The sequence below is a fragment of the Curtobacterium sp. UNCCL17 genome (assembly GCF_000686685.1).
Lineage (GTDB): Bacteria > Actinomycetota > Actinomycetes > Actinomycetales > Microbacteriaceae > Curtobacterium > Curtobacterium flaccumfaciens.
Genome location: NZ_KK366002.1, coordinates 759,652 through 781,051, shown reverse-complemented (window position 1 = coordinate 781,051; position 21,400 = coordinate 759,652). Strand labels below are relative to the sequence as shown.

Annotated in this window: 21 protein-coding genes; 10 read left to right on the top strand and 11 right to left on the bottom strand. The window is 64.7% G+C overall.

Features of this window, described 5'->3' with window-relative positions; genetic code table 11:
* Positions 1 to 31: 31 nt before the first annotated feature.
* Positions 32 to 2,509 (bottom strand): helix-turn-helix transcriptional regulator, encoded by a 2,478-nt coding sequence (locus BR70_RS0117625; protein WP_027467116.1) that lies wholly within the window; start codon positions 2,507 to 2,509, stop codon positions 32 to 34.
* Between the two features lie 164 nt (positions 2,510 to 2,673).
* Here BR70_RS0117625 and wecB point away from each other — a divergent pair, with 164 nt between their 5' ends.
* From wecB to BR70_RS23440, 5 genes are all read left to right on the top strand, one after another.
* The gene (gene wecB, locus BR70_RS0117620; RefSeq protein WP_027467115.1) at positions 2,674 to 3,789 is read left to right on the top strand and encodes a non-hydrolyzing UDP-N-acetylglucosamine 2-epimerase; all 1,116 of its coding nucleotides are present in this window, start codon (positions 2,674 to 2,676) and stop codon (positions 3,787 to 3,789) included.
* Positions 3,790 to 3,887: 98 nt separating this feature from the next.
* Positions 3,888 to 4,379, top strand: coding sequence for an exosortase/archaeosortase family protein (locus tag BR70_RS0117615; RefSeq protein WP_027467114.1), 492 nt, complete (start codon positions 3,888 to 3,890; stop codon positions 4,377 to 4,379).
* Positions 4,380 to 4,382: 3 nt separating this feature from the next.
* Complete coding sequence (locus tag BR70_RS0117610) at positions 4,383 to 5,738, top strand: XrtP-associated glycosyltransferase (RefSeq protein WP_027467113.1); 1,356 nt, start codon at positions 4,383 to 4,385, stop codon at positions 5,736 to 5,738.
* A gap of 37 nt (positions 5,739 to 5,775) precedes the next feature.
* On the top strand, positions 5,776 to 7,221 hold the full coding sequence (locus BR70_RS22630) for an Ig-like domain-containing protein (RefSeq protein ID WP_081827447.1): 1,446 nt from the start codon (positions 5,776 to 5,778) through the stop codon (positions 7,219 to 7,221).
* Between the two features lie 457 nt (positions 7,222 to 7,678).
* Positions 7,679 to 8,929, top strand: coding sequence for a heparan-alpha-glucosaminide N-acetyltransferase domain-containing protein (locus tag BR70_RS23440; RefSeq protein WP_155896937.1), 1,251 nt, complete (start codon positions 7,679 to 7,681; stop codon positions 8,927 to 8,929).
* Positions 8,930 to 9,003: 74 nt separating this feature from the next.
* Here the strand turns inward: BR70_RS23440 and BR70_RS0117600 are convergent, their stop codons facing one another.
* From BR70_RS0117600 to BR70_RS0117550, 10 genes are all read right to left on the bottom strand, one after another.
* Positions 9,004 to 9,309, bottom strand: coding sequence for a hypothetical protein (locus tag BR70_RS0117600; protein ID WP_155896936.1), 306 nt, complete (start codon positions 9,307 to 9,309; stop codon positions 9,004 to 9,006).
* A 114-nt stretch (positions 9,310 to 9,423) separates the two neighbouring features.
* On the bottom strand, positions 9,424 to 9,969 hold the full coding sequence (locus tag BR70_RS0117595; RefSeq protein ID WP_027467110.1) for a hypothetical protein: 546 nt from the start codon (positions 9,967 to 9,969) through the stop codon (positions 9,424 to 9,426).
* On the bottom strand, positions 9,966 to 10,607 hold the full coding sequence (locus BR70_RS0117590; RefSeq protein WP_035809361.1) for a hypothetical protein: 642 nt from the start codon (positions 10,605 to 10,607) through the stop codon (positions 9,966 to 9,968). The genes BR70_RS0117595 and BR70_RS0117590 overlap by 4 nt, the downstream gene beginning before the upstream one ends.
* The gene (locus BR70_RS0117585; RefSeq protein ID WP_155896935.1) at positions 10,604 to 11,182 is read right to left on the bottom strand and encodes a hypothetical protein; all 579 of its coding nucleotides are present in this window, start codon (positions 11,180 to 11,182) and stop codon (positions 10,604 to 10,606) included. The genes BR70_RS0117590 and BR70_RS0117585 overlap by 4 nt, the downstream gene beginning before the upstream one ends.
* A gap of 137 nt (positions 11,183 to 11,319) precedes the next feature.
* The gene (locus BR70_RS21680; RefSeq protein ID WP_051597074.1) at positions 11,320 to 11,925 is read right to left on the bottom strand and encodes a signal peptidase I; all 606 of its coding nucleotides are present in this window, start codon (positions 11,923 to 11,925) and stop codon (positions 11,320 to 11,322) included.
* A 1-nt stretch (position 11,926) separates the two neighbouring features.
* Positions 11,927 to 12,496, bottom strand: a complete 570-nt coding sequence (locus tag BR70_RS22625) for an alternate-type signal peptide domain-containing protein (protein WP_051597073.1) — start codon at positions 12,494 to 12,496, stop codon at positions 11,927 to 11,929.
* Positions 12,497 to 12,550: 54 nt separating this feature from the next.
* A complete protein-coding gene (locus BR70_RS0117570) occupies positions 12,551 to 13,039 on the bottom strand; it encodes a hypothetical protein (protein ID WP_197019669.1) in 489 nt (162 codons plus the stop codon).
* 178 nt (positions 13,040 to 13,217) lie between these two features.
* A complete protein-coding gene (locus tag BR70_RS22990; RefSeq protein ID WP_155896934.1) occupies positions 13,218 to 15,290 on the bottom strand; it encodes a sigma-70 family RNA polymerase sigma factor in 2,073 nt (690 codons plus the stop codon).
* A 248-nt stretch (positions 15,291 to 15,538) separates the two neighbouring features.
* Complete coding sequence (locus BR70_RS0117560; protein WP_027467105.1) at positions 15,539 to 16,147, bottom strand: TetR family transcriptional regulator; 609 nt, start codon at positions 16,145 to 16,147, stop codon at positions 15,539 to 15,541.
* A gap of 693 nt (positions 16,148 to 16,840) precedes the next feature.
* Positions 16,841 to 17,272 (bottom strand): MarR family winged helix-turn-helix transcriptional regulator, encoded by a 432-nt coding sequence (locus BR70_RS0117550; RefSeq protein WP_027467104.1) that lies wholly within the window; start codon positions 17,270 to 17,272, stop codon positions 16,841 to 16,843.
* 21 nt (positions 17,273 to 17,293) lie between these two features.
* Here BR70_RS0117550 and BR70_RS0117545 point away from each other — a divergent pair, with 21 nt between their 5' ends.
* The 5 genes from BR70_RS0117545 (at position 17,294) to BR70_RS0117525 (ending at position 21,398) form a co-directional block, all read left to right on the top strand.
* Complete coding sequence (locus BR70_RS0117545) at positions 17,294 to 18,070, top strand: SDR family oxidoreductase (protein ID WP_155896951.1); 777 nt, start codon at positions 17,294 to 17,296, stop codon at positions 18,068 to 18,070.
* Positions 18,064 to 18,780, top strand: coding sequence for an SDR family NAD(P)-dependent oxidoreductase (locus tag BR70_RS0117540; RefSeq protein ID WP_027467102.1), 717 nt, complete (start codon positions 18,064 to 18,066; stop codon positions 18,778 to 18,780). Before BR70_RS0117545 ends, BR70_RS0117540 begins: the two co-directional genes overlap by 7 nt.
* A gap of 492 nt (positions 18,781 to 19,272) precedes the next feature.
* Positions 19,273 to 19,566 (top strand): WXG100 family type VII secretion target, encoded by a 294-nt coding sequence (locus BR70_RS0117535; RefSeq protein ID WP_027467101.1) that lies wholly within the window; start codon positions 19,273 to 19,275, stop codon positions 19,564 to 19,566.
* Between the two features lie 87 nt (positions 19,567 to 19,653).
* Positions 19,654 to 19,959, top strand: coding sequence for a hypothetical protein (locus tag BR70_RS0117530; protein WP_027467100.1), 306 nt, complete (start codon positions 19,654 to 19,656; stop codon positions 19,957 to 19,959).
* On the top strand, positions 19,959 to 21,398 hold the full coding sequence (locus BR70_RS0117525) for a hypothetical protein (RefSeq protein ID WP_027467099.1): 1,440 nt from the start codon (positions 19,959 to 19,961) through the stop codon (positions 21,396 to 21,398). Before BR70_RS0117530 ends, BR70_RS0117525 begins: the two co-directional genes overlap by 1 nt.
* Positions 21,399 to 21,400: the final 2 nt, after the last annotated feature.

Sequence of the window (21,400 nt, the reverse complement as noted above, 5' to 3'; positions counted from 1 at the left end):
GGGGCGCTTGTCTTCGGAGCGCAACGAAAAATCACGCGGATCTGATGCCGCCCTTTGACCCCTCAGCGCTGATCGTGAGCGCTGAGCGCTGACGCGTGTTCGTCTTTTTCATGGCATTGCGAACATGGCTTTCGACCGTCCGCACACTCACCCCGAGCTGCGCTGCGATTTCTCGGTTCGAGAGCCGCGCGGCCAGCAGACTCACTTCCCGTTCTCGACGGGTGAGAATGCCCGGAGCCGTTGTAGCGCCTCGGATCACGGTGGGAGTTGCTGAGCTGTCGGTTCCTCCCGCCGTGAGGAATCGCTCTACTCGTTCTCGTGTGCCCGGATGCCAGCCGGCGTCTTGCTGCAACCTCGCCCGAAGAGCAGGCTCCAGAAGCGGGTTGCGCACCCAGGTCGATATCCCCGACACGGCCCGGGAGAACGCTTCGTCCGATGCAAACGTCGCAGCGACGACGTTGACCCAGTCCGGAGTCGGCAGGACACGGCCACTCGGCAAGGTTCGGCACTGCGTGAGCGCGTCGAGTGTCTGGATTTCAGGCCGGATGCTGAGGGTGAACTCGAGCGTGGCCACCGCCGCGAACAGCTCACCTTCCGTTGCGATGTCGGCTGAGACTTCGCGTGAGATAGCGACCGCAGTGGCGATATCGCCGTCGATGTACGCTTCCAGTGCCTCCGCGAGGGCGGCCTGCATGAACGGCAGAGGTGGTGTCGATGTTTCGAAGGAGCGCGCTTCGTCAAGGAACGCTCGGGCGACGTTCTCAGAGCCAGCGCCGGCATGGAGAAACGAGCCGAGGAACAACAGGGCTCGGTACAACGAAGTTGTGCCGCCACCCGGCGTGCCGAACGCGAGTGCCTGGTCGATGAACGCAAGCGCGCGGCTGTGATCGCCGTTGAACGTTGATACCATCGCGCACACGTAGCTATGGATCATGATTTGGCGATAGTCGGCGCTCTCTATGGCTTGTAGCAATTCGTTTTGCGAAACACTGAAGGCTTCCGGCAGCCGCCCCTGAACGAGTCGGACAAGTGGGTCGACGAATGTCTGGAAGCGGGCAGCGCTGTGCATGGGAAACGTTGGGACGCGGAGATCACGCAGGACGCGAGATGTGCGCCCTTCGCCGAGTTGGGCGTAGGCGTCGAGCGCGACGATCACGGTGGAAATGGGATCGACCGCGGCCTCCGATCGGGCAGCCGACACCTCGCCGGCGGGTACCGACCGATTTTTGCGGAAGTAGCTGAGGATTTGGAACACGTGTGCCCACTGGGGATCAGTGCTTACGAAGTCTTTCACTATAGAAGCAGCTCTCGGGCTGGTACCTCTGTCCTCGCGTAGCACGTCGTAGAGGACGAAGTCGAGTACATCATCCGCATTGTTGGCCATGGACAGTTGCGTGCGGTCGAATACTTCTTGGATAGCGCGATCGTTGCGGGGTGAGCTCGACAAGGTGGTCAGGTAGGGCAGCGCATTCGCCGGGGTCGGCACTGCGAGCCAGACCTCTCGCTGCTGAAGGACGCGGGCTTCCGCCTTCTCGCGTGCGAGCCGCACGACCCGAGCGGTTTCCATCACACTGATGGATCCCATGTCTTGCCGCGTACGGCGCTGGCGCAGATCCGGTGCGACGCTTTTCGCTTTGAGATAGGTCGCAAGCGCTGGCGGTGTCGGAACGACCGCGTCAGGTGTGTGGCGGGAACGCGTCAGTAGACCGCTGCGGATCAGGCCGTCAATCACCTCGGTGTCGCTGTCCAGGCCGGCTGGGAGCGAGACGAGTACTTGCACCTGTTCGTAGGACAGTGACGTCAGCGCGGCGTCGAACCAGGCGTCTACCGTGGCGGACCAGAGATCGTGTGCTGCGAGCTCCCAACGGTCGTCGTGCAGAGCGATCCGCCCGGCGGCTCGCGCGCCTCGCAGAATAGCGAGGGAGAGCCCGGTGATGCCACCGGACTTCGCGAAGATCCGCGAGACGACCTCTGACGACAGCGGCGCGCCGAGATCGCCGTGGAGCAGGCTGGCGGTGTCGACATAGCCCAGCGCGTGCAAGGTGACCACAGCGTCGGGGGTGGGAACCCATCGCACTCCCGAACGGCGAAGGCTCAGATAGTCGAGCGCCCGACCCTCAACCACGGGTCGCTTCGCTCGGGCGAGGGCTGTCTGCACCACGCGGAGCGATTCCGCGTCGATCGAGCGCACATCATCGATCATCACGACGGTCCGGGTTGAAGCGTTGAGCGCACCCGTGAGTTCATCGATCAGGTCGCCAGCGGGCCGAGCGAGACGTTGCGCTTGCGCTCCCAGGCCGGCCGACTGGAGTGCGAAGTAGGCCGCTTGGTCGCTTCCGAGGACTGAACGGAATCGGAACACCGTGTGTCCTTCCTCGGACAGCAGCGCCTCGAGCTGGTTCAGCGTCGTCGTGAGCCCAAGACCTGGGTACGGCGAACGAACCTGGACGCTCCAGCCAGAACGCACGATCGACGCAGCGGCGGAGACTTCCTTCGCGAACATGAACATTTCCTCGCCTCCTCGGCGTCAGTAGTCCTACGTGCAAGCCGTGAACAGTACGCAGGTTCCACTGAGGAACACCTCCGTCACCGTCGAGGTTCGGACCGCACCCCACTGAGCGAGGTCGTCTTCGGGCGATGGTACTGGCCGACCCAATGTCCTAGGGAGGATCAGTGGTAACAACGTCAGCGCCTCGCGTCGCCGTCCTGTTCGGAACACGCCCAGAGATCATCAAGCTTGCGCCCGTCGTGGATGAGCTCGGCCCCACGGCCGTGCTCATCCACAGCAGGCAGCACTACGACCCGTCGCTCTCCGACGACTTCTTCACTGAACTCGGGCTGCCGGCACCGGCCTTCTCTCTCGACGGAGTTGGTGGCGCCGATCGCGCAACGCAGATCGGCATCATGGTCAGCTCACTTGGCGCCCTGTTCCGCGACCACCGGTTCGACGCCCTCGTGGTGCAAGGTGACACAAACACCGTGCTGGCTGGCGCGATGGCAGCCAACATCACCGGAATCCCTGTCATCCACGTCGAGGCTGGCCTTCGTTCCAACGATCGATCGATGCCAGAGGAGATCAACCGCCGGTTGACCGCGGTACTCGCCGACGTCCACTGTGCGCCCACGAACTGGTCCCGCGCCAACCTCATCGCCGAGTCCGTTCCGCCACACGCGATTCACGTCACCGGTAACACTGTCGTCGAAGTGTGCAGACGAACCCTCGCGGCGCTGTCCGAGACATCCCACCCGGCTACTGCAGGGCTCGGTCCGTACATCGTCGCCACAGTGCACCGACCGGAAAACACCGATAACGCGGACGCGCTCCGCCGAGCACTGTCCGCGCTCGCACAGGCCGACCTCCCCGTCGTCTTCGTGGCACATCCACGCACCATCGCTGCTGCAAAGCGTTTCGGCATGGAGTCGCTGCTCCGGGAGATCAGAACGATCGAGCCACTCGGGTACGAGAGTTTTCTCCTACTCGCCCGAGACGCTGCACTCATCGTGAGCGACTCCGGGGGCTTACAAGAGGAAACGACAGTCCTGCAGAAACCGCTCCTCCTCGTGCGACGGAACACCGAACGCCCCGAAGCTCTCTCCAGCGGCGCTGTTCGCCTCGTTCAGCCAGCCGATTCGCTGTCTGCCAGCATGCGCGACGCCATCAAGGACACGTCGTGGGAGCAACGGCTGACCGGCATGGGATCGCCGTTTGGCGACGGACATGCGAGTGCACGAATCGCCGCCCTCGCTACAGAGATCGCCAACTCCCGCCGCAGCGCGGGCGTGGCGTGATGGCACCAACACCTGTCGTCGGTGTGACGAGCACCCCGCGGCCGAACCGCAAGCATCTCCGCACGCAACAGCGGCAGCAACACCGACGACGACGAGCCGTGCCGTTCTTCGCCGGAACCGCACTTCTCCTGATTCTTTGGATGTTGCACGATCAGGTGAACCTCCGCGACGTCGAAGCGAAAACCACAGCACTCATCAGCGCACGGCTACTCGGTGTTCCCGTCTCAGCATTCGGGGACAAAATTACCGTGCAGTCCACCCACGGCGACTGGTTGCGATTCGTGATCACCCCGGAATGCTCGACGGTACTCCTGCTCGTGCCGTTTCTCGCGTTTTGCGCCCTCATCGTCACAGTGAGCCTTCCGAAGCTGACCAGAGGTGCCGTTATGGTCGTCGTCGGCTCTTGCGCGCTCTGTCTCGTCAATGTCGCGCGCCTGACCCTCGTCGTCGCCGGCACCCGCGCCGGAACGCTTGCCATTTATCCTCTTTTGCATTCGGGCATCGGGACGGTCATCGTCCTCGTCGGCGCAGGGGCAACAATCCTGCTGGCCCTTCGCATCTGCTTTCCGAAGCAACTCGGGGGTCGATGAACTATGTGGCAGACGATCTACGCGGCAGTGACGCTCACTGCAGTTCTCTCCTTCGCCTGTTACGCGGCACTCATCGCAACGTCATTCCTGAGCCGTAGGGAATACGCCGACGCGGACGCCAGCTACTTTGAGTGGCATCTCTTCGTTCCCTGCCGCGACGAAGAAACTGTCATCGGACGGACGATCAACGATGCGCGCACCAACTTTCCTGAGGCTCATCTCTGGATCATCGATGACGCGAGTGTCGACTCAACCGCCGAAATCGTCGAAAGATCTATGAGCGAGGACTCAAACGTGCACTTGGTCCGGCGGGTGCTCCCCGAGGCGCGCCAGGGCAAGGGTGCGGCACTCAACGCGGCGTATCAGAGCCTCGTGGCGTGGCGTCAACGAAACAGTGTCCAGGCTTCATCCGATCGCGTGATCGTCGGGATCGTTGATGCGGACGGGCGGCTCGCACCGAACGCGCTTAGCGCGATCGCGGGAGCGGGGGCATTCGCCCGGACCGATGTCGGTGCCGCCCAGATCACTGTGCACATGCACAATCGGCACGAACGCTACTTGCACCTCTCACGCGTTCGACGAGCGTGGCGACGGTTCCTCGTCATCATGCAAGACCTCGAATTCCGCACCATTGTGGCCGGCATGCAGAGCCTGCGCGCACGCACCGGGACAGTCGGGATGGGAGGGAACGGTCAGTTCTCCCGGCTGCGCGTGTTGGAAGAGCTCCACCACGAATTCGGGAGCCCCTGGCACGGCTCTCTTCTCGAGGACTACGAGATGGGCGTTCACGTGCTGCTTCGTGGCTGGCAATCGGCGCACGTCCATTCCACCCACGTCACTCAGGAGGCTGTGGAGGATCTGCCCCGGCTACTCACGCAACGAACCCGGTGGGCTCAGGGGAACATTCAATGCCTCCTGTACCTGCGACGTATGCGCAACTCAGTGCACATCAGCCCTCCCGGTGTACTCGAAACGGCTTACTACCTGCTTCTGCCGTACACACAGATCGTCGTGATCGCTTTTTGGGGCACACAGCTCTGCATGACCGTTCTGCAGATGATCGGACAGGGAATCGACGTCACGATCGCGCCCAGCGAGTGGGCAACGAAGGGCGCATTGATCCTGCTTGGGCTTGTTCCGTTTGCCATGTGGGGGCCCATCTACCGCAAGGAATGCGAACCTGGGATGAGTTTCGCTGCATCGATCGTGTTGGGGGGGCTGGTTTTCATCTACACCTTGTACGTCATGATCACGACCCCCCGAGCAATGGTCCGAGCGGCGCGTCGAAAGACCACCTGGTCGAAAACTAGGCGGAATGCAGAGAATCTCACGGTTGGAGGAACCGCACACGAACTCTAGAAGTCAAATCCACAAGACACTTTCATGAAAGGCACCAATGAATTTCCGCACCAATGCAATTGTCGCCGCCGGGACGATTCTTCTCTCCTGCGTCGCAGTCATCGCCCCAACAGCCTCCGCCAGCGCACTCGGCACAAGCAAACCCTTGTCGACCCCCGTCACGATCAAGTCCGGCACGACCGTCCAGCCGAGTTTGAAGATGCTCGGGTGGTTGAACACAACGAGTGAGACCGCCGTTTCGGACAGTGAGTTCCGCGCCGACCTCGCAGTCACCATGCGCCCCGGAGACGCGATCAAGGATGTGTCCTATCAGTACGACCTGACGAAGCTGCCAGAGGCTCCGTTCATCACCGCTTCCCGAGTCGGTGACTCGCAGGACAGCATCGACCAGGTGTACAGCGTCGCGAAGACTCAAACCGGGCGTGGGACGAAGATCGTCTACATTGCCGCACGTGGCGATTCCTGGGCAACGTCGAAGACTGAGAAGGTTGCTCCCAAGATTCGGGTGACGCTCGAGAGCGGGACGGTGCTGTACGGGGAAATGCCGATGCAGGTCGTTTCGACGAGCGGCGACGAGGAGTCCCGCCGACCGGTCATCAACGTTCCATGGGACAACGTCCTCTCCGGGCAGCCCGGTTCCGTGGGCAAGAACTCGCAGTACGCCTGGGGCAACGTTGTCGACGATGCCACGACAACACTGCCCGGTGGACGTTTCTACGTGGACGCCCTCAGCAGCCGCCGTTCCGCAGCAGCCGGATGCGACATCACTGATCAGGTCACCTATCAGTGGGTCGATTCTCAGAACAACCCCGTGACCTCGCAGAAGCAGATCGGCTTCAAGTCACACGAGTCGGGATGGATCAACTCGTTCCTCCCTGGATCGGTGAAGTTCGAGAAGCCGGGCTACTACAAGCTGCTCGCGTGGGCGAATGCACGGAGCTCGGCCGGATCAGCTGACTGCTCCGGCGTCGCCATGGATCCCACCAAGATGTCCGACGCGGCACAGATCGGGTCAGTGTTCTGGGACCTTCCGGACGCGATCGGGCCGGATACGGGCGCCACCGGCAAGTCCACGCTCGCCGTCGATTCCAAGGCCTCCGTGCCCGCGGACGGTGCCACGGCACACCGCGTCACCGCCACAGTGCGCGACAGCAGCGGAGATCCACTCCCCGGGGTGACGGTGAAGTTCTCCGCACCGAGCGGGAAGCTCAGCGCAGACGAGGCCACGACGAATGCTTCGGGCGTTGCATCCGTGGAGCTCACGAGCGACAAGGTAGGCACTGTCACTGTCACCGGAACCGTTGACGGTGCACCCCTCAACCCAACTTCGGTGCAGGCAGAGTTCGCGGAGATCCACGATCTGCCGACGCCGCTCGTGGACCCCCGCGTTGCAGTCGCGGTCCTCATCGTCGCAGCCAGCGGCCTGTGGCTTGCGGTACTTGGCCGACGCCGCAAGCAGCTGACGAAGAAGACAAGGAACTAGCGAGGACAACCCTCGACGGCGGTGCGATCCGCTTCGCCTGTCGGACCGCCTCCCAAATCTTCCTCGGTCGAGCGAGGAAGGCGAGCCCTCGGGCTCGTGCTCCGTCCCTGCGGAGCGCGGGGCGAGACGGATACTCCCTGCCGTCTCGCCCCGCATCGCCCATATCGCGAACATCGGACGCATCCGCGAAAATCCCTGGATCTTCGAAGCGCGCCCAGGGTTCGCACCACCTGACGAAACGTCAACCCAGCTGCGTCACCTCCGCCGAAGGACCGACGGCTTGACGCACTCGATGGCGAGACTTCGCCACGAACAACTGCCACTCGAAAGCACAATACGCCGTGACCCTTTGCGCCGTGACCCCACGTCGTAGACGTGCAACGGCTCGGGAGATGATCGCCGACAATTCGGACGCGATCTCGGTGGCACCCACTGACATGATCTAGGAAGCGACAGAATGACAACAGGCAAGCGAGGCACCACGCCGTCCGGATGGACAAGGGTGAATGCTGACAGGATAGTTGGACTCGATCTTGCCCGCCTCCTGGCAATTCTCGGAATGATGACAGATCATCTCCTCGCGGGTCAGGGGCCGAACGCCCTGCAGGTGGCTGTCACAGGCTTCCCATCGACGCTCTTCGCGGTACTGGGCGGCGTGAGCGCCGTACTGGCAACAGGCCGCCTCACCGTTTCAGGGCATCCGATGAGAGCAACCCTGTCGTTGATGCTCCGCGCAATCGTCATCATCGCTATTGGTGGCCTGATCGGCGTCTTCCAGTCACCGATCATCATCGTCCTCGTGTACTACGGGGTGGCGCTGATACTCACGGCACTACTTTTCCGGCTCCCCACGGCGGCCATCCTGTGCATCGTGGCCGCACTCGCCGTCGGCGGACCGCAACTGAATGTCTGGGTTCGCGCGACTTCAAATCTTCTGACAATAGGTGAACTGTCCTATGACGATCCCGCAGCGTTCGCACGGTCCGCCTTGTTCACAGGCACCTACCCAGCCGTGACTTGGTTGGCCTACATGCTCTCTGGAGTATTGATCGGCCGCCTGCTCGTCGACCGACCGAACCGGCCGCGCGCTCTCGTCACGCTCGGCAGCGTGGGCGCGGCTCTCTTCGCAGTGGGGGCAGCAGTACAGATCGCAAGTCAAGGCGCGGTCATGAACGTTTTGGAAGGCAAGGGCCTCTCACACGAGGCAGCGGAAGCAGTCGCGACCGGACAAGGCTTCGGCGCGCCAATCCAGGGCGGCTGGTTCGCAGTACTGAACGCTGCACCGCACACCGGCTCTACCGGCGACATCATCAAAACCATGGGTGCCGCGATGATCGTCATCACCGTGTTCGTTGCACTGACGAACCGAATGCGGGATGTGCCGGTGATTCTGCAGCCGTTGCAGCGAGCTGGCGGCGCCCCACTGACGGTTTACACGCTACACGTCCTCGCAACGGCCGCTGCAACGATGTACATCACAACACGAGATACGGACGACACGCTGCCCCCATGGGCATTCGGTCCCGGCGCTCTTGCACTTCAAGTCTTTGGAGTTCTGCTACTCGGCACGATTCTGACGCTGGTGAAACGTCGAGGTCCACTTGAGGCGTTGAACAGTGCGATTGCATCGCTTCCTAGCCGCAGTACGAAACGGGGCTCGCACACGGAGCGCGCTCGAGCCGCGACACCCGAATCCACTGCGGAATGACGCAGGCGCGGACCAACACCGTACGCACGACCTCGGACTCCCGTCAGTCGCATTCGGGGCCCCGAGAGGTCGGCTCAGACTCCGATGGTCGCGATCGTAATGTTGACGCGTGTGCACGGCAAATCATTGCCGCGAAGGAAGCGACGGACGACCTCGTGGACTTCGTGCGCGACGTCGCGGGCGATGCTGCCGGGTGCGGTACCGATCGTGACCGTGACCACACCCTCGCGCATCATCACGCGAGAGTTGCCGGCCCCGTCCCGCCGCACAAGTTCCGCCAACGAGGCGAAGATGCTATTGGGATAGAGGCGAGATACGCCCTCGATTGCGGCGACTTCCTCTTCGAGCTTCTTGGTCATACAGGTGGCTGGTTCTGCCATGTCGGCCTCCTTCGAGCTGATTCGTGAATTCCTTGTGTTCGTGAAGAAGGTGCGGTGGCGAGGGTGCATGTCGAATGGCCGCCGAGAACCCCGTGCACGTTGGGTTGCTCCTGGTCACTGCAGGCAGTTAAACGATGTGACGCCGAAGAGTGTGGAGGTGGTCCAGTTCACCGGGATCGCGGTCGCGCCGCGCCAGGAGGTCCCCACCAGGTGACTCCGCACCTGCGTCGTGATCCGGTTCAGGCTGAGCCAGTTCAGGCCGAGGAGGTTCGCGAACGTGCCGGAGGTGACGACGTAGCTCTGTTGCGCGCCGGAGCCGCCGGTGTGCGTCACGGTGGCGGTGTTCAGGATTCGGTTGGCGTTGTTCCTGTCGAGGAACTCGAGCTGGTACTCGTACGCCGAGAGCGGTGGCGAACCGGCCGTGGGAGCGACTCCGCCCCAGTTGATGGTCATGCTGCTGCTGAAGAGCCCGTTGTTCGCGGTGCAGGTCGACGCTGGAGGCAGTGCTGCGGGCGATGGAAGCGTTGCGGCGGTGATGGTCCCGCTGGTTGCCGGCGCGGAGTCGGTGTACGCGGCGGCTGTTCCGGCACCGGAAGGCATGGCCAGTGCCAGCGCGAGCAGGAGCGTGGGGAGGCCGAACCGTCGCTGTGGACGACTCACGAGGTCACCTGTGCGGCGCTGACGTCGATGCGGAGGACTCCCGACTTGCCTTGGTCGCTGTTCGGTGCGGCTGTGACCATCGCCACGACGGCACACAGGGTCCGTGACCCTCCCGCTGAGAGGGGCTGGGTCGGGGCGATGGTGGTGTTGCCGGTGCCGACGGGTTGCGCGGCGGTCAGGGCGGTTCCCGAGCAGGTCTGTTGGACGGGGTAGGTGGTGTCGGACTTGTCCGGGGTCCCGGTGAAGAGTTGGAGGGTGATGGATCCGTCCGCGAAGCCCCAGGCGCGGCTGGTGCTGCGGGTAACGGTGGCGGAGTAGGTGAAGTTGGCGTCTCCGACGTTCTTGACGGTGATCGGGAACGCTCGAGATTCCGCCGGAGTGATGGCTGTGACGGCGATGTCGCTCGCGTCGTACGCGGTGCCGAGCCCCTGCGCTCCGGTGGGGTTCGTCGTCTGCAGCTGCAGGTCCATGGCGCCCGAGGTGATCGCGCCGGTCGTCGCCGCGGAGGTGTCCGTCCAGAACGCTGATGTTGCCCCCGAGGAGAGTGCGACGACGCCGACCGCTGCGGCAGCCACTGCGAGCATCGCCCCGTGGCGGGCGGGTCGCGTCCGGCGACGGGGTGTCGTGTGGTCCTTCATGGTCGTGCTCCGTTTCTGCGGGTGGCGATTCTTCGGGCGGAGGCTCGGCGAATGAGCGTCGCGAGACCGATGGCGAGCGTGGTGAGCCCCACGACGAGGAGCGTCCAGAGTTGTTCACTGCCCGTGTAGGCGAGGAGGCCGGTGCGTGGCATCGGATCGGCATCGCTGGCTGGACGGCCGTCGCTCACCTGTCCGGCAGCGCTGGTCGCGTTGGTGGCGCCAGTCGGGATACCGGCGAGGTCGACGACGACGCTGAAGCGGAGGAGTTTGCGCATCGTCGCGTTGGACGCAGTCCCGTGGAACACCGCCGCGACGTCGACTCGTTCGGAGGATCCTCGTGCCAACCTGCCGAGAGTCGTGGGAGGTGCGATTCCTGGCCGATGCGGAGTGCTCACGGTGAGGTCGATGGCGTTGCCTGCGATGAGGCCGTTTGGGTCCTCGGCGCGGATGGTGACGGCGAGGTCAGCGTCGGCCTCGCCGTCGTTCCGGACGAAGAAGGATGCGTGTCGGCGGTCGCCCGGCACCCAACGAGTGCCGGGGTCGAACAGCGGCGAGGTGATGTCGGGTGCCCACACGCTCCCGTTCGAGCTGAGGGAGACTCCGGGGCTCGGGCGGGGTGGCGTTTCCGCGAGGGCGGGCGACGTCGACGTCAGTCCAGCCGTGAGGACGAGCGCGGTGACCGCTGCGATCGTTCCGGCGCGTCGGTGCCAGCTCATGGTGTGCCTTCCTGCTTCTGTGGTGCTCGGCGTCGGTTCCGACGCCCGTGGATGCTGCCGATGAGCATCCAGAGGGCGTAGACGAACAGCGCTGCAGCGATCGCGAGTCGACCGATGCCGCGCTCCTGTGGCGAGAGCAGGGAGTTGACCCATCCGAGGTGGGGGATGGAGTACCACTCCTCGCCCTTGATCTGCACGGTTCGGACGGGGCGTGGGTCGTCGGAGCCGTTGGCGTCACCTCTGGTGGTGAAGAGCCGGTGACCGTGGCCGTCGAAGGACACTCCGACGATCCGGTGCGTCACCACGGCGGGTTTGCCCGACTCGATCTGGTAGGTCACGACGTCGCCGATCCGGAGGGTGCTCGGTTCGGCCGGCCGGATCACGAGCAATGTGCCCGGAGGCATACCCGGGCGCATCGAGCCGGTGAGGACCGTCAGCGCCGTGCCGCCGGCCAGCGTCGGGATGACCACCGCGACGAGGAGGACTGCTGCCGCGGCGACGATGACCGTCCATGCGGCGCCCCGGCCGACGAGACGTCTGATCTCGCGGCCGAGGCTCCGGCGACGGTGCCGGGCCGGTGATGTGCGAGCCCGGCTGGTCATCTCAGGCGTTGGGGTTCGCGCCTGAGGACTGGTCCTGCGTCAGTCCGACGGTGATGTCGTCGAGTTGGCCGACGACGCTCTGGGTGTCGTTGGCGTTGATGGTGGTCGCGGTGCCGTAAGGGAAGGTCACGGTGATCGCCGCCTGCAGGGTCTCCGGGCCGTCGACGGCGAAGGAGGCACCGTTGGCGAGGGCGACTCCATCGCGGACGTAGGAGGCGCTGGCGGTCACACCGAGTGTGGTGGGGGTGCCCTTCGTGGTCGTGACCGAGAGCGCCTCGGGGGCGGTCAGGTTGACGGTGAGGTGGTCTCCGACGCCGTTGATGGTGAAGGTGCAGTCCCGTGTGATCGCGTCGCCGGGCACGATCGCCGTGACCGGGTTGCCCGCGTCGGTGCCGGTGGCGTACACCCAGCCGTCGTCGCAGGTGCCGTCGGAGAGCGACGCGGACCCCGTGGTGATCGTGCCGCCGGCGACCGTGCCGCTGTCGCTCCAGAACGCGAGGGAGCCGGCGCCTCCGAGGAGGAGCACGGCGGCACCGCCGGCGGCGATGGCGGCCTTGGTTGTCTTCTTCATCGGGTGCTGCTTTCTCTGGAGTGTCGGGACGAACGAAGAGCAGATGACCTGCTCTCACCTAGAGGGAGTCGGGGCTGCATCGTTCGTCACGCAACAACGGCGGAACATGCCTCGCGTTCGATTCCGACGCTCGTCCCAGAGCCAGGCGCGCAGCCACCGGCGGAGCCGATGGAAGCCTGCGGCGGGTCTAGCGGGCACCGGTCGATGCGCGAAACGCTCTTCAACGGTGCGATGGACCAGGTCGTGCGGGGTGAGCTGAGCGTTGGCGGCGGCGTTCGTGATCACCGCCCAGGTCGACGGTGTGCAGGTGATGACGATGGTCCGTTCGTCGTCGTGCCGGTGCCAGCGCGTATCGCGCACACGGGGCGAGTTCAACGGGGCGTCGCCGGCAAGGATGTCCTGGTGCTGTGCAGGAACGACGTACTCGGCACCACCGAGCCGCACCACCTGCATCCGGCCCGTGTCCTGCTGCTGCGTGAGCTCTTGGAACGCTGCCAGCGGCATCAGGGCGGGGAGCGTCGCGATGTACTGCTGCGCGACCATGCGACGGAAGTCGGCTTCCGTCGTACTGGGGGATGTGTGGACGACCATGTCTGTTCGTGCCCTCCTGACGACTCACGGTTCAGGCGCGACACTCGTCGATGAGCACGCGCACTCGTCAGGAGGGAGTCGAGATGGGCGCGGACGTCACGCGACTCGAGCCGAAGAGACCGATCGATCCTCAGCCGATGGTCACCTGGATGGTGGTCCGCGGCGCTGACGACAGCGGAGCGATGCCCGCGATGTAGGAGACACCCAGCTCGTACGAGCCGGGTGCCAGGCTGCTGCCGTCACCGGTTCCGACGAGACCCCGTGCCGTACCGGCCGCATCGAGGCTCAGTGCGCCGAGGGGCCGTCCGCCGAGCCACACGGTCACCGAGCTGCCCGGCCACCCCTGGATCCCCACCGGGATGGGTTCCTCAGGCAGGACCGCGTCAGGTGTCGGCGCCGTGAACGTCGGCCGGAACGCGAACGCGGGGCTGGTCGTCTTCTCCGAGGTGTTCCCGACTGCGTCCGTCGCCGTGAACTCGAGGCGATCCGTGGTCGGTGGCAACGTCAGGAGCCTGAGCTGCCACGTGCCGTCGGCCTGGGTAATGGTCGATGCCGAGACGGCACCGTCGCTCGTGCGCGCCTCGACACGCGAAAGCGGCTCGGCCGTCCCTTCGAACACGGGTGGCGTCACCGCTGTGTCTGCCCAGGACACGATCAACGTCGGCGGGGCAGGGGCCTGCGTGTCCACGAGTACCCGGACGACGGCTGCACGCGACGAGGCTCGTCCGGCAGCGACCGCAGTGAGTTGCACTTTGTGGAGGCCGTCGGCGGCGAATTCCATCGTCACGCTCCACCGGCCGTCTGCGTCGACCTCGGTTTCGACGGACGGTGCAGCCTGCGTGGCTATCGCGGTGACCGTTGTACCGGCCTCCCCTCGCCCGGACAGGGGCACGATGCGACGTGCGCTTGCCTCGTGCTCGTTGTCCGGAACTGGTGCTGCCAACGGCTGAGCCACGGGGATGGGATCCGGATCCGGGTCTGGCCGCGGGCGCGAATGTGGGTCGGGCGTTGGTCCCGGTCGCGCTCCCGGGGCGTCCTGGTCGCCGTTCGCGTCGGGTGGTTCGCTGCGGACCGATCGCGACGGACCTCCTGGAGCAGTAGGCAGTGCATCCGGGAGGTCGCTGTGGCGTCGCGGCAGAAGCGGCGTCGTTGTCGCGGGCGGCGACGCCTGAGGAGCAGACCGTTCCGCGGGGCGCGAGGCACCGCCGCGGCTTTCGGTTTCGGTGCGGGGCTGGTTGGGGGCTGTGCCTGCGGAAGGTGTCGAATCAGCGGCGAGGGGTTGCACGTCACTGGTCGTCGACATCGTGCTCGCAAAGGCCGCAGCGCCGAGGACAGCGACGCCTGCCGCGGCTGCTACGACCGTGCTCGTGCGACGGCCGTGCCGTACCGTGGTTCGCACGCCGGCCGCGTTCGCGGCCGCTGTCCCCGAGGCGGAACTGTAGACCAGGTGGGCAGCGGTTGTTCCCGCGATGAGAGGTAATAAGACCGCTGCGATGCTGGTGACCTCGCGACGGGACTGCGCGAGGAAGTCCGGGCACGATTCGCAGTCGCGAACATGCTGCTCGAAGCGTCGCCGGGCGCTCGTGGACAGGGTGCCGGCCTCGTACGCGCCGAAGTCCGCCAACACCGGTCGACACTCGGCCGGCACCGCATCGAGATCGATATGCTCCTGCACCCACGCACCCCGGAGCGCACGTCGCGCCCGGTATGCAAGTGATGACACCGCTCCCGCGTTCAACCCGACGAGCGGAGCCACCTCCCGCGGCTTCATCGCCTCGACCTCGAGGTACCAGAGGACCGCCTGCCAACGCTCCGGAAGCGCGGTGAACGCACGCCCAAGGATGTGACGGTTCAGCTCCCGAGCGACCGTGTCGGCAGGATCGGCCTCATCGTCAGTCTCGAGCTGGTCGAAGTCCGTATCCGCGTCGGTGAACCGAGTATCTCGCTGCTGCTCTCGAACCGTGAGGTTCTTGATCACCGTATACAGATACGGCCGAAACAGCTCCGTTGGACCCGCTCCCCCGCGGAGGGTCTTGATGATCCGAGTGAAGGCCTCCGACACGAGGTCATCCGCATCAGAGGCACTCGACTGACGACGCGCAAGACGCAGCGCCGCGGGTGCGTGGCGTTTCCAGAGGACGCCGATCGCGTCATTGTCGCCGTCTCTTGCCGCCGCAATGAGCGCCGCGTCGCTCCGCTGCACAGTGACCTCCCGCAGGTTTCTGGCACACCAGAGGAGGCCTAGACATAGGCCTGCCCAAGGGACGAGTCGCTCACTCGGGTTTCATCACGCGGATTTTCCAAATCCACAGGAAGACGTTCGCGCCTGGTCGCGCGAGCAGCTCACGATGCTCACAACGAACGCTGATCCTTGATGTGCAGCACAACAACACGTACCGTCACACGGTAGCGCATATGTCACTAAGTGACAGCCTTTCGCAGCTGCCTCTGCTACCCGACGCTGGTAACGCTGGCCATCGCCCGGTCGAGGTGCTCGCGGAAGTGCTCAGCCGGATCGGAAACGAGCCAAGAGGACCGGGCCGCGTACAGACAGGCAAAGGCCGCTCCGACGATCGCGGCGGCGCGGGGATCAGCACTTGCGACCCCTTGGGCCGCCAGACGACTTCGGACGGGACCAACCAGGGCCTGCTGCTGCATCTGGATCTTCTCCAAGAACCGAGCCGTCAGCTGGGGCGTGGAGTGCACGATCTGCTCCAGGGCTCGCCCTCGTGTGCGGTCCTGCACGGCCGCTTCCTGCGAAGCCATCAGGGTGAAGATCGCCCACAGCGAGTCCCACACGGGCTCCGTGGCGGGCCGCTGATCAAGCCCGGCCGCGAGGCGGTCGCCGTACCGCTCGTAGCTGCCCACGACGATGTCTTCCTTCGACGCGAAGTACCGGAACAACGTGCGCTTGGATACGCCCGCAACCTCAGCGATCTGATCCACCGTTACCTGGTCAAAGCCTCGGTCGAGGAAGAGGTCCTGAGCAACCATGGTGAGCTCGTCCCGCATCGCGCGGCGCGAACGTTCCCTAATCGTCGGCGCCTCGGGTTCGTTCACGCGCTGACGATACCCGCCCCGCGAGACAAGACGGCCGCGTTATCCGCTCGCGGCAGTCGAGAAGCGCGCGCAGTGCCCGTGGGTGAAGCTCCACCTTGGGCATCCAGTCACGTGAAGGCCCGCGTGCGAACCGAACAGGTCCCTGGCGCCCCGACAAACGCCCAGATCAGGAGGCATAGTGCTGACGCGGTGTGAGCGCTCCCTCACAAAATGTCGACCATTGGGACTACTCGGGATGGGCCGCGAACCGGAGATCGTGATCACCACCCCGCGAGCCTGTCGGTCCCGGCCGCAAGCTGCTAGTGGGGCTCGTCGTCGTCCGGCAGAGGCGCGAGCAGGTCGTCGATCGCGAGGCCCAGCCGATGTGCCTCTACAAGCACCTCAGCGGATCGCGCGAACGCTGCAGCGGCCTTTGCTTCGAGTAGGCCGGCGGCTCGGTACGTGGCGGCTGCACTGAGGCTGTCCAAGTGGGTCGGGTTCCGGGTGTGCGGGCCGATATATGCCTGTACCGAAGTCTCCGACCAGCCAGGGTCCCCGCCGTCTCCTCCGTGACCTCGTCTACGAGCCTCCAAAGGTGACCTCGTCTACGAGCCTCCAAAGACCTGACCTGTGAACAGCTTCGCTCGATGTCGTTGTTCTCGCTTCTCTCCGTGTCGTGTTCGCGCACGCTGACCTTGTCTATCGAGATGACAGTCAATCGGTTGCGAGATGCTCGAGGACCCGGAGGAGCGTCGCCTGATCGATGCCCTCGGTTCGTTGAAGGAGGTGCTTGCGAACCGCGGCAGCGTGGATCGGTCGGGCCACGCGCACGAGGCCTGCCCCCTTATCCGTGACTCGGACAAGGACGCCGCCGTCGACCGTGCTGCGACTGACGAGTCCGCGGGTTTCCATCCGCGTAATTTGATGAGAGAGGCGGGTGCGATCCCACTGCAACGAAGCCCCGAGGTCGTTCTGCCGAAGCTCGCCGCCGCCCAGCTCGACCAGTCGGGTCACGATCCCGAAGTCCTGATCCGACAACCCTGAGCCGGCCTTGATGTCTTCCGCCACTCGTTGTCGGACGTGGTCGGCTGCGATCTTCCAAGCGTGCCAAAGGCGTTGTTCCTGCTCAGTCAGTGGCGCTGTCATGCGAACAAGCTATCGCACTTGATGTTGACACATCAACAGGCTCGGGTGCATGCTGTTGACATGACAACACGAATCGTTAACCCAAAAGTCGCTCTCGTCACCGGTGGGAACAAGGGCATCGGAATCGCAATCGTTCGCGGCCTCGCCCGCGAGGGCTTTACAGTTCTCCTAGGGGCCCGCAGTGTCGAGGTCGGCCAGAAGGCCGCCGACACGATCGACGGCGACGTGCGCCCGGTGATCCTCGACGTGACGAACCAGGAACAGATCGACGCCCTCGTGGCGGAGGTCGCAGCCGACTTCGGTCACCTCGACGTCCTGGTGAACAACGCGGGCGTGAACACAATCACGTTCCGGCCGCTCGAGAACTTGCCGAAGCCGACGGAAGAGAACGTCGACGACTTCAAGAACGTCTACGAGGTCAACGTTTTCGGCGTCGTGCGGATGATCAATGCGTTCCTGCCGCTGCTGACGAAGGCCGACGCGCCCCGGATCGTGAACGTGACGAGCAAGCGTGGTTCGATCGGCGAGGAAGGCGCCTGGGTGGGCCAGCCCTCGATGGTGTACTCGAGCTCGAAGACCGCTCTCAACTCCCTCACTGTCCACTACGCCCGCGAGTTCGCAGACACCCCGCTGAAGATCAACGGAGCAGCCCCCGGCCACGTGGCCACGGAGTTCAACAACTTCCGCGGCACCCGCACCCCCGACGAGGGCGCCGCGGTCGCCGTGCGCCTCGCGACCCTCCCCGCCGACGGCCCCACCGGCGCGGTCTTTGAAGACGACACGCAGCTCGCATGGTGACCGCAAACCGCCGCACGATCCTCGTCACCGGCGCAACCCGCGGTATCGGCTACGCGGCCGTCGAGGGTCTTGCAGCCCTCGGACACACCGTCCTCCTTGGCGCGAGGAATCTCCAACGAGGACAGGCATTAGCAGCCGGCATCGCCGGGAACGTTGAAGCAGTCGAGATCGACGTCACCGACCACGACTTCATCCACGCGGCGGCGGCGTTGGTCGCGGAACGATTCGGCCGGCTCGACGGACTAGTCAATAACGCCGGCATCAACGTCGGGTACCTCGACAAGCCGTCGGAGTCGCACTTGGACGACTTTCGAGCGGTGTTCGCCACCGACTTGTTCGGAGTCGTCGACGTCACAATGGCGTTCCTGCCTCTGCTGAGTCGGTCGGACGTCCCCCGCATCGTGAACGTGAGCAGCTACCGCGGCTCGCTTGCATCGAAGGACAGCTGGGTCGGGCCGTGGTCCACGGCGTACGGCACCGCCAAGACCTCCCTCAACGCGATCACGGTGCACCTGGGCAGAGAGCTCGGCGAACAGGGCTACGCAGTCTCGGCCGTATCGCCCGGACACGTCGCCACGGATCTCACTGAGGGAAATGCGCCGCTCACGCCCGCCGAGGGAGCAGCGACGATCATCAGCCTCGTAACCGCCGACACTGCAGCTGCCAACGGCTTGTTCCTCGACGAGGACGGCAACGTCATCCCCTGGTGACCCCGGCACTCGTCGCCGACCATCCATCACTCTCGAGGTGTCTTGATAGTCCATTGGCCGGTACACCAGCCATCGCAACGTCGCGGAAGCGGGCGGTGTCGCGGCAAAATGGCGACAAGATGTTCGATCAAGTTGGGCGCCCCACACGTCGAACGCCGATCCCCTGGGTCGAGGCTGCCGACAAGTAGAGAGTTCGACGACACCGCGTGTCGTCGCGCATGCAACTTGTCTCCTTCGCCTTCAACTTGCCCCCGAACGCCTACGCGTGGAGGTTCCGGTCCACGACACGACGAGAGGGTCCGTCGCTCGCACGTAGCGCCTGCACTGCGAAAGGTCGTGGACCACGTACCCGGTGAGACGAGGACGACGATGCAACGATCTCGGTCGTGGTCGTCGAACATCGCGAAAAAAGCTCTTGTGCGTTGGTTTCGGTTCGGAATACTCTGCCACTGTCCCTCGATCGGGGGTGCAGACGAACGACAGGAGCAGGCAATGCCCAACTTGAACGTGACCTACGGCGAGATGCAGGATGCCGCGACTCGGCTGGTGAACGGTGAGCAGGACATCACCTCGAAGCTGCGTGAGCTGAAGTCCCTCGTCGACTCGCTCATCTCGGGCGGCTATGTGACGGACCAGTCATCGGTTGCGTTCGGGAGCTCGTACCAGGAGTTCAACGACGGTGCGACGAAGACGATCGAGGGCCTCGAGGGCATGTCGATGTACCTGAACAAGGCGTCCGAGGCGCTCCAGCAGACCGACCAGGAACTCGCGAACGCCATCAAGTAGCGACCGCGAATCGGTCCCGGTCCTCGTCATGACGACGAGCACCGGGGCCGATCCGGTTCCGATCCCGTTCACCGACCAGGAGCAGTCATGGCAGACCTCATCATCACGAAGGAAGTCCTCGAGGACTCGACCACCAAGCTGCAGCACATCTCGGACGAGCTGGAGCACCAGAAGTCCGACGACCGCGCGCTCGACCAGGTCTACGGCCAGCACGACGTGTACAAGGCCATGAACGACTTCTCCGGCGACTGGAAGATCCACCGCAACAAGATGAAGGGCGCCATCGCCGGTTTGCGGGACAAGATGCAGAAGGTCACTCAGAACTGGACGGACCTTGAGCACGACCTCAGCGAGAAGCTCACCACCGAGACGACGGACGCGGGGAACGCCTGATGCCGGTGCGCGAGGGCAACTGGGGTTTGCTCGGCGAGTCCACCGACCCGGTGATCGCGGACACCGGCGTGATGCAGGAGCTCATCACCTACTACAAGGACATGGCGTCGGAGATCACCTCCGAGGCGGCTGTCCTGAAGAGCATCGGCGACGGCGACGACAGCAAGTTCAAGGGCGAGACCGCTGACGCCGTCCGGAAGAAGAGCAAGGAGGTCGCGGAGTCCCTGCAGAAGATGTCAGGCCGGTACGACGCCATCCGGGATGCGCTGACGGGGTACCTGCCGGCGCTCGAGGACGGGCTCAGCGAGTCGGCCGCGGCACTGCAGGCAGCGGAGACCGCACAGCAGTCGGGTGCGAGTGCGTCGGCGATGCCGGACCCGTCCGAGAACCGCGCCGACGACGCTCCCCCGCTCACCGACGACGAGCAGGGGCAGATCGACGCGAAGCACGCGGCGACGACCAGGTCGAACGACGCGATGGACGCGGCGAAGACCAAGTTGCGGAACGCGTTGTCGGCGCTCGACGGTGCGGGCAAGGCGGCGGCGTCGACGATCCGGGCGGCATGGGACGACGGCCTGCACGACACCCTGGGCGACAAGATCAAGGCGTTCTTCTCGAAGCTGCTGAAGCTGATCGTCAAGATCTTCACGTACATCGGCATAGCCCTGGCTGCGCTGGCGATCCTGATCCCCGGCGTCGGTGTGCTGGCCATCATGGGCGCCGTCGCGGCCGGGGTCAGTCTCGTCGCGCAGATCGGGTTGACCGCGCTCGGTGAGGGGAACGTGTTCGACCTGGTCATGGCGGTCGTCGGCGTGGTCACGCTCGGGGTCGGTGCCGGGATCACGAAGGCGACCTCCGTCGCGGTCGGCAAGGGCGTCACCGCCGGCAAGACTGCGATCCAGAACGCCACGAAGGTCGACCTCGGGAAGATCTCGAAGATCCGGGACGCCGCCATCAAGGACTGGACGAGCGCTGGGTCGGCAACCAAGGTGCGGTACGCCAACCAGCTGGGCAACGAGGTCAGGACTAACGGGTTGAACAAGCTGGACGACTTCGCCGGCAAGTTCAAGGACAACCCGAACTGGTGGAACATCCCGAAGGTCGGCACGACGATCAAGAACGACTGGGCCACGATCTCGAAACAGTTCGGTGCCGACCGGTTCACCAGGCAGGGCTTCACGAGCTGGGCGGAACGGATCGGCGGCGTCGACTTCCAGCTACTGCGGAACGACCTCGGCAAATTCGGCGGCGCCAACGGGCTCGGCACGCTGGTCGGGAACGCCCCGAAGTGGCACACCTACGTCAACGGCGGGATGGCCGTGTGGGGCAAGAACTACTCCATCGCCGGGCTCGTCATCAACCCGATCGGCGACGGCGCGGACAAGAAGCGTCCGTGGACCGACGACTGGAACGCGATCAAGCACCCGATCGCCGTCTGAGA